The sequence below is a fragment of the Corynebacterium sp. ACRPF genome, assembly GCF_022347395.1.
Classification (GTDB): Bacteria; Actinomycetota; Actinomycetes; order Mycobacteriales; family Mycobacteriaceae; genus Corynebacterium; species Corynebacterium tuberculostearicum_D.
The window spans coordinates 1-6,824 of the sequence record NZ_JAKRNB010000031.1; the positions used below are offsets into that span (position 1 = coordinate 1).

The window sequence follows — 6,824 nt, forward strand, 5'->3', positions numbered from 1 at the left end:
AACCACGCAAAGCACTCAACTGGCGCACCCCAGCCGAAGTCATGACCAACGCCCTCACACAAACCGGTAGCATCAAACCAAACTAACCATCATCGTTGCAACGACCCCTAGAATCCGCCAAGCAAGAGTCCCAAGGATGAGTCCTAAGCCTTAACGTCATGGGTTCGCAGCCAGGCAACAGATGCAATCCAAGCTCCGATGACGAAACAGATAGAAACAGCCATCCTGAACGCGATACCGCGCACATCAGGAGTATCATCTGCGCCGAAGGCGGTACTGCCGAGCGAAATCGTCGACGTAACCATAGCCGGTGGCAGCAGCATCGGGATGAGCCGAATACCGCTGTAGAGAATTCCAACTGAGACAATCGCGCCCACAAGTGAAATCGCCACGGGCGTGGCAAAGCTGCGAAAGATCATCGAGAAAAAGGATTGCCAGGCCCCGACTGCGAACGCCGGGATGATTGCTAAGAACAGCGCGCTCAAGTTGAGAGGCGAAATCTCTCCCTGTATTCCTAAGCCGCGTCCAATGCCTAAGGCCAGCGCGATGAACACCGCCTGCATTAGCGCGATGAGGACCATGATGGAGAAAAGCTTGGCCGCGACTACTTCTCCCGCCGAGCGCGGTGAGGTCAAAATAGTGTTCCAATTGTGGTTGCGGTGTTCCAGGCGCCAGGCAGCTGCAGCGATGATGGCCACTCCCACAGTCATAAAGATTAAGCCGTAGAACAGCGTTGCTTGGGAAAGATAGCTTGCCCATCCGGCATTAAGTGACGCCAAGTTAGCGTGATAATTCGCGGCACCAATGCCGACTGCTATAGACGGCACGAGGAAGATGACAGCCCATACGTAGGAGCGTCGAAATTTCAGCAGGTCGATAGCAAACATGAACTTATTCCTCCTGGGAGTCAAGCGTGCGACAAAGCACGGTGAAGATGACGGTTACAACGGCGATGAACAGTGCCCATGGAATCCACAGTGGTTCGATGCTCACCAGGCCTTCGGGGCGGAAGGTAAATGGGGATAAGACTGCGTAGTAACCGAAGGGATTAATGAGCGTGACCGCGGTTGGAGAAAGCATTCCTGCCACACCGAGGAAGCCGCCTACTACCCCAGTGCTGAGCACCACGAGCTGGGATTCCACGCGTGCTGCCTGCCACAAGAAAATCGCCATCAGTGCGCACGAGGTTCCATATAGACCAGCTGCTGTGAGAACCCATGTGCCGGGTGAATCAATCGACTGTGCGCCAAGGAAGAATGGAGTGGTCAAGACCGCGAGCAATTCAACTACCTTTACTGCGGCTAGGACAAGGGCTAAAGCTGCGAACTTCGCGCGGAGCAGACCACCGCGGCGGTATCCGGCGATGGAATTAAGCCGCCAGCCGCCGTGGAGATGCTCTACATCGGCTGCGCGGCTGGCTAGCAATGCCACCTGCACCGGAGTGAGGAAGGCCGTCACCATGATGTAACCAAGGAGATGTCCGCCCCATTGACTATGCGGATCTTGCTGAAATTGTTCGGCGGTGTGCTCACCCACCAGATTCATACTGGAAAAGGCAACGATGGCGAGCGTGACAGCAAGGGCTAGCGGCAGCATCCGGGTATGCCGCATCTTGGCATATTCATTCTGCAACATCATTGCAAGCCACCTCGTCCCGTAATCGAAATGAAGATCTCTTCGAGACTGCGGTGCGTTCTTAGCACCTGGTAGATGGGCACGCCATGGTTGACGAGCTGCGTACAAGCCCCCGCGACGTCGCGCTCGCTTAAGTTCGGGACCCGAATGCCACCTTCTACAAAGCGCACTGAGATACCCGCGAGTGCTTGCGCCGCTTCCTCGGGGTTCGGGGTTTCGATAAAGACTTCAGGCGGCTGGGAATGGAAAAGCTCCTGCTTTGTACCTTGGAAGAGCAACTGCCCGCGATTGATAATGGTCAGCTCACTAGCCATCTTTTCGATTTCCGAGAGAAGGTGGCTCGAAACCAATACCGTTCGCCCCTCATCGGCAGCGAGGCTGACGATGAGATTGCGAATCTCTTCGATGCCGGCAGGGTCAAGACCGTTCGTTGGTTCATCAAGGATCAGAAGCTGCGGGTTACGAATCATAGCCATTGCGATGCCGAGGCGCTGCTTCATGCCCAAGGAATAGTTCGCTACTTGCTTGTCCAGCTGCTTTTCCAGCCGCACGAGGTGCACTGCGCGATCGACGTCTTCTGCCTCAGCGCGTAGAAGCCGCGCAGCGATGCGCAAGTTCTCTCGCCCGGTGAGGTGCAAATAGGCCGAAGGCTGCTCGATGAGCGAGCCGGTGCGGGCCAAGGCCCGGCTGCGCGTCTTAGGCCCGAAAGGCTCGCCGAACAAACTGATGCTTCCCTCAGTCGGCTTTGCCAGACCCAAAAGCATTTTCATGGTCGTGGACTTGCCCGAACCATTCGGCCCCAACAAACCGTGAACGACACCGGGGCCGATTGCCATATCAAGGCCGTCGACGGCCTTGAATCCCTTATATTCCTTGGTCAAACCCTGAGTTTCGACAACATATTCTGTGCTCATAACTCAATCGTTGCCCGGCGCGCCTACGCCGCACATCGCCGCGAGGCACGATTTTGCGAGTCATACCGGGGTATTAGGAGCTAAGCAGGTCAGCACGGGAGACAACTCCTGTGCGATAGGCGAAAAGGGCTGCGTGTACACGGTCCCTAGAACTCGTCTTGGCGAGCACTCGTCCAACGTGCGTCTTGACGGTCGGCATAGAGATGAACATCCGCTCACATATCTCTGTGTTTGACCATCCCATCCCGATTGCTTCAAGGATTTCTTGTTCACGGGCAGTCAGCGATTCAAGTACCCGACGGTCTGCGCCGCTAATACTCAGCGTGTCCGTGGAATCATCCCTCATACTGTGGACAAGGCGCTTAGTGGCGCGGGGTGAGATTACCGCGTCTCCGCGATAGACAGTGCGCAACGCGCTTAGTAGCTCCTCTGGCTCTGCGTCCTTGAGCACGAAGCCACTCGCTCCTGCTCGCAGCCCGGCTACTACATAGTCTTCGTCATCGAAGGTTGTCAGAATGATGACCTTCGTCTCTGGAAGAGTGGATGCGATCTCAGCAGTGGCGCTAATTCCATCGCGGACAGGCATCTGTACATCCATGAGCACCACATCAGCAGGCGTGGCCGCGCATTGGGTCAGCGCATCTTCGCCATCGTTTGCTTGCCAGATAACATCCATGTCTGGCTGCGAACTAATGATCTGGGCAATCCCGTGCAGGAAGAGAACCTGGTCGTCTACCAATCCGACTTTCATTGCTTACTTCCTCCTACGGTGGGTAACTCTGCTTCTACTATCCATGTGCCAGCATCACTGCGCTGTTGGAAGGTTCCTCCAACCAATTCCGCTCGTTCCTTCATGCCAGCAATGCCATGTCCCTCGCCTCGAGCATCACCCATATATCCATTGCGCACCTCAAGGCGGACGATACCTTCAAGCCATTCGACTAGTACGTCCGCTTGCCCGCCACCATGTTTGTTCGCATTGGTCAAAGCCTCTTGGACAATTCGGTACAGACTTAGTGACGTCGCGGCGGAAAGTTCTTCAGGTGGCGTTCCTGTGCAGCGATATCCCGCAGCAATGCCAGCGCTTCTAACGCTGTTAATGAGTTCTGGAAGATCACCGAATCCCGCCATCGGTTGAGTGCCGCGCTTTTCCCCTGTGCGCAGCAAGCCCACGACTCCCCGCATCTCCCTCAAAGAGGTCCTTCCCACGCGGGAAATAGACTTCAAAGCTTCTTCTTGCGCTTCCGTGTCTTTGGTGTAGAGCGCCCCATCGGCCTGGGCAACTATGACCGATAGCGAGTGCGTGACGACGTCATGGATCTCACGTGCGATAAACGCCCGTTGTTCCGTCGAGCTTTTCTCGAATTCCAGGCGTTGTTTCTCTAGAGCACGCGAAATCTCCCGTGTGCGTTCTTCCTCTGCTCTCCTACGCAGTTCACCCACAAGCATGCATACCGCAAGGACCAGTAGGCTCCAGCCCACGACGAAAAGGCGCCGCGCAATATCCTGTGCTGCTTCCTGTACCGTTTGGCTCACCCAAAATACACCGATAAAGTCCGCAGCAAGCATCCCTATAGTCATTATTCGACGCAGGGGATCTTCCAGCCTGCGGCGAATAATGTAGGCGACCTGCCCCGCAAGGATTATGATGCCTACAGTGAGTTCCACCTGGAAAAGGCTGGCGAAGAGCACCATTGATGCAACGAAGACCACCAGGCGCGGCCACCGCCTGCTTATAATTGGCATTAGCACGACCAAGGCGATAATCAGGTAGTCAAAGAGCGGCCGGGACATCAGCTCCCTACCGATGAGAGACGCCGCTCCGCACAAAAGCGACACCGCAAGGTCACGAATCATTCGCCTATCAGAAAAGACTTCCACGCCTCTACGCTATCCGGTTCGACGAGTTAAGTAGTCATGCCTGAGTACGATTCCGTCGGCCATTTTTATCCAAGGCCGGGTCTAGATAGACCTCCTTCCCCACAAATTCGGGAAGCCAAAGGTAGGAAAACTGCGCCCCGCTCTGTGAACTGGCCCCCAAAAGTTGGACTGGTTTAATTCTAGGTGGTGAGGGGTTCAAGGGCCTGATTCCGATATTGCATCGGGGTCAGGCCCTTGAGTCGTTGTTGGATGCGTTCGGTGTTGTACCACTGGATGTACTCGTCGATCGCTTGGGTGAATTCCTCGACGGTGTCAAAGACTTCCCCGTGGTACATCTCGGCCTTCACGTGCCCGAAGAAGTTCTCCATTACTGCGTTGTCGTAGCAGTTGGCTTTACGCGACATCGACTGGACACCGCCGTTGTCACCGATCAGGTTACGCCAGGAGGAATGCTGGTACTGGAATCCTTGATCGGTGTGCATCATCCACCCAGGCTTCGGCGCACAGGCCGCAATCGCCTTAGTCAAGGATTCGGCGGTAAACGCTGCCGTCGGCGATGTAGCCACGGTGTGGGCGACGATTGAGCGGTCGAACAAGTCCATCACCGGTGACAAATACACTTTTCGGCCTGCGACCCTAAACTCGGTGACGTCGCTGACAAAGACGGTGTTTGGCTTATCTGGGGTGAACTTGCGGTCAAGCTTGTTGTCAGCAATGCGACTTTTAGTTCCTGCGTAGGAAATATACGGTCTGCGTTGGCGGATCTTGGCCCGAAGCCCCATCTGGCGCATGAGTTTGTAAACGAGTTTGTGGTTGACCACCCAGCCCTTGTTGCGCAGGTCCAGCAACACTCGCCGGTAGCCGTAGCGATGCTTGTTAGCCTCGAAGCTTTCTAGGATCGCCTCCTTGGTCGCAGCGTGCTTATCTGGCTCGCTGAGTCGTTTCTGGTGGTAGAAGAATGTCGCCCGCGGCATACCGGCTGCCTCTAGGAGGTCCTCCAAGCGGTGGTGAGACTTGAGGATGACGATCGCTTGGACTTTCAGGCGCGTCCCTGATTCCTCAAGTCCCGCAATTTTTTTAGGTAGGCATTTTCGGCCCGCAACCGTTCGTTTTCGCGACGTAGCTTATCTTCTTCAGAAAGCACTTTCGGCTTAGCTGAACCTTTAGGCCTGCCCTTCGGCTTCGGTTTTAAGGCGTCATCGCCGCCTTTGCGCCATTTCCGCGACCAATATCCAACCACTTGGTCTGACGACAGGCCAAACTCACGGGCAAGACTCATCTTTGACTCGTGAGGTTACCCTCGAGTAGTGGACACCCTATTTGTGCGGATCTTGTGTCCGTAGGAGAGGATGTTCATTGTGAGTCAACAGCGCAAGAAATACACGCCGGAGTACCGGCGTGAAGCCGCAAACCTGGTAATCGAGTCGCAGCGCCCGATTGCTCATGTGGCTAAGGAGATTGGTGTATCAGCCACAATTTTGGGCAGGTGGGTCAAACTCGAGCGTGAGCGCCGTGGAGCATCAGATGGGATGAGCGAGGCTGATCTTCGTGCTGAAAATGCTCGTCTGCGCCGTGAACTGGCGGAAGCCAAGATGGATAATGAGTTTTTGTCAAAAGCGACAGCCTTCTTCGCTGCGAAGCAACGCGAGCAGAAAAGTTCGAATTGATGCGGCAGGAGAAGGCCAACTACAGCATCAAACGTATGGCACGGCTATTAAAAGTATCTCGGTCTGGATACTACAAATGGGCCCATACGCAGCAGAAGCGGCTATCCGGCGACGATGATCGCGCAGCATTCTACGACGATGTTGACCGCAAGATTCATCAGATTTGGTCGGACTCCGATCAGGTTTATGGTGCTCCGCGGATCACCGCAGAACTTACCGAGCGCTACCACATTGCGCTTAACCGTAAGACTGTGGCTAAACGAATGCGCATGATGGGCATTGAAGGGATTTCACCGCGGGCCTTTGTCCCAGTGACAACGGTCCAAGCCAAACGTAAGTCCACGCTTCCTGACCTGGTCAAGCGCATGTTTGATACCGGTGAGCTCAACCGAGTGTGGATGTCGGATATTACCTACCTGCGCACTGCTGAAGGCTGGTTGTATCTGTGTGCAGTCCGCGATGGCCATTCCCGCAGGGTACTGGGCTGGGCTATGGATAGCGTTCAAGATACATACCTGGTCGAACGGGCCCTGCGAATGGCGCATACGCTGCGCGGTGACGTGCCTGACGGGCTAGTGTTTCACGCTGACCGCGGAACCCAATTTACGAGAGTGTCTGATGGTTTGTGTGTGGGAACCGATCCCGCATAAGGAGATAAGCCAGAATGACTACTGTGACAAGACGAGATCCGGCCGATAAGGCCAAGATTGATGCGATTGAAAAGAAG

7 protein-coding genes and 1 pseudogene are annotated in these 6,824 nt (G+C 55.2%); 2 read left to right on the forward strand and 6 right to left on the reverse strand.

Annotated elements, in window-relative coordinates; translation table 11 throughout:
* Positions 1-143: 143 nt before the first annotated feature.
* The 6 genes and pseudogenes from MHX61_RS11080 to MHX61_RS11105 all read right to left on the reverse strand — a co-directional run.
* Complete coding sequence (locus MHX61_RS11080) at positions 144-887, reverse strand: ABC transporter permease (protein WP_204608763.1); 744 nt, start codon at positions 885-887, stop codon at positions 144-146.
* Positions 888-891: 4 nt separating this feature from the next.
* Positions 892-1,638 carry an ABC transporter permease gene (locus MHX61_RS11085; protein WP_005325030.1) on the reverse strand — a complete coding sequence of 249 codons (747 nt, stop codon included), beginning with the start codon at positions 1,636-1,638 and terminating at the stop codon, positions 892-894.
* Positions 1,635-2,549 (reverse strand): ABC transporter ATP-binding protein, encoded by a 915-nt coding sequence (locus MHX61_RS11090; RefSeq protein ID WP_005325031.1) that lies wholly within the window; start codon positions 2,547-2,549, stop codon positions 1,635-1,637. The genes MHX61_RS11085 and MHX61_RS11090 overlap by 4 nt, the downstream gene beginning before the upstream one ends.
* Before the next feature lie 73 nt (positions 2,550-2,622).
* Positions 2,623-3,300, reverse strand: a complete 678-nt coding sequence (locus tag MHX61_RS11095) for a response regulator transcription factor (RefSeq protein WP_005325032.1) — start codon at positions 3,298-3,300, stop codon at positions 2,623-2,625.
* Entirely contained in the window at positions 3,297-4,430 is a 1,134-nt protein-coding gene (locus tag MHX61_RS11100; protein WP_239194915.1) for a sensor histidine kinase, read from the reverse strand. The genes MHX61_RS11095 and MHX61_RS11100 overlap by 4 nt, the downstream gene beginning before the upstream one ends.
* 179 nt (positions 4,431-4,609) lie before the next feature.
* Positions 4,610-5,718 (reverse strand): annotated as a pseudogene (locus tag MHX61_RS11105) (IS3 family transposase); the annotation flags it as partial.
* A gap of 70 nt (positions 5,719-5,788) precedes the next feature.
* Here MHX61_RS11105 and MHX61_RS11110 point away from each other — a divergent pair.
* Both MHX61_RS11110 and MHX61_RS11115 read left to right on the forward strand, forming a co-directional pair.
* Positions 5,789-6,097, forward strand: coding sequence for a transposase (locus MHX61_RS11110; protein ID WP_239194917.1), 309 nt, complete (start codon positions 5,789-5,791; stop codon positions 6,095-6,097).
* Positions 6,097-6,747, forward strand: coding sequence for an IS3 family transposase (locus MHX61_RS11115; RefSeq protein ID WP_239194919.1), 651 nt, complete (start codon positions 6,097-6,099; stop codon positions 6,745-6,747). Before MHX61_RS11110 ends, MHX61_RS11115 begins: the two co-directional genes overlap by 1 nt.
* Positions 6,748-6,824: the final 77 nt, after the last annotated feature.

Bases quoted from the DNA above. Each gene is read 5' to 3' on its own strand.
- MHX61_RS11095 (WP_005325032.1), bottom strand. From the start codon at position 3,300: ATGAAAGTCGGATTGGTAGACGACCAGGTTCTCTTCCTGCACGGGATT.
- MHX61_RS11090 (WP_005325031.1), bottom strand. From the start codon at position 2,549: ATGAGCACAGAATATGTTGTCGAAACTCAGGGTTTGACCAAGGAATAT.
- MHX61_RS11085 (WP_005325030.1), bottom strand. From the start codon at position 1,638: ATGATGTTGCAGAATGAATATGCCAAGATGCGGCATACCCGGATGCTG.
- MHX61_RS11115 (WP_239194919.1), top strand. From the start codon at position 6,097: ATGCGGCAGGAGAAGGCCAACTACAGCATCAAACGTATGGCACGGCTA.
- MHX61_RS11080 (WP_204608763.1), bottom strand. From the start codon at position 887: ATGTTTGCTATCGACCTGCTGAAATTTCGACGCTCCTACGTATGGGCT.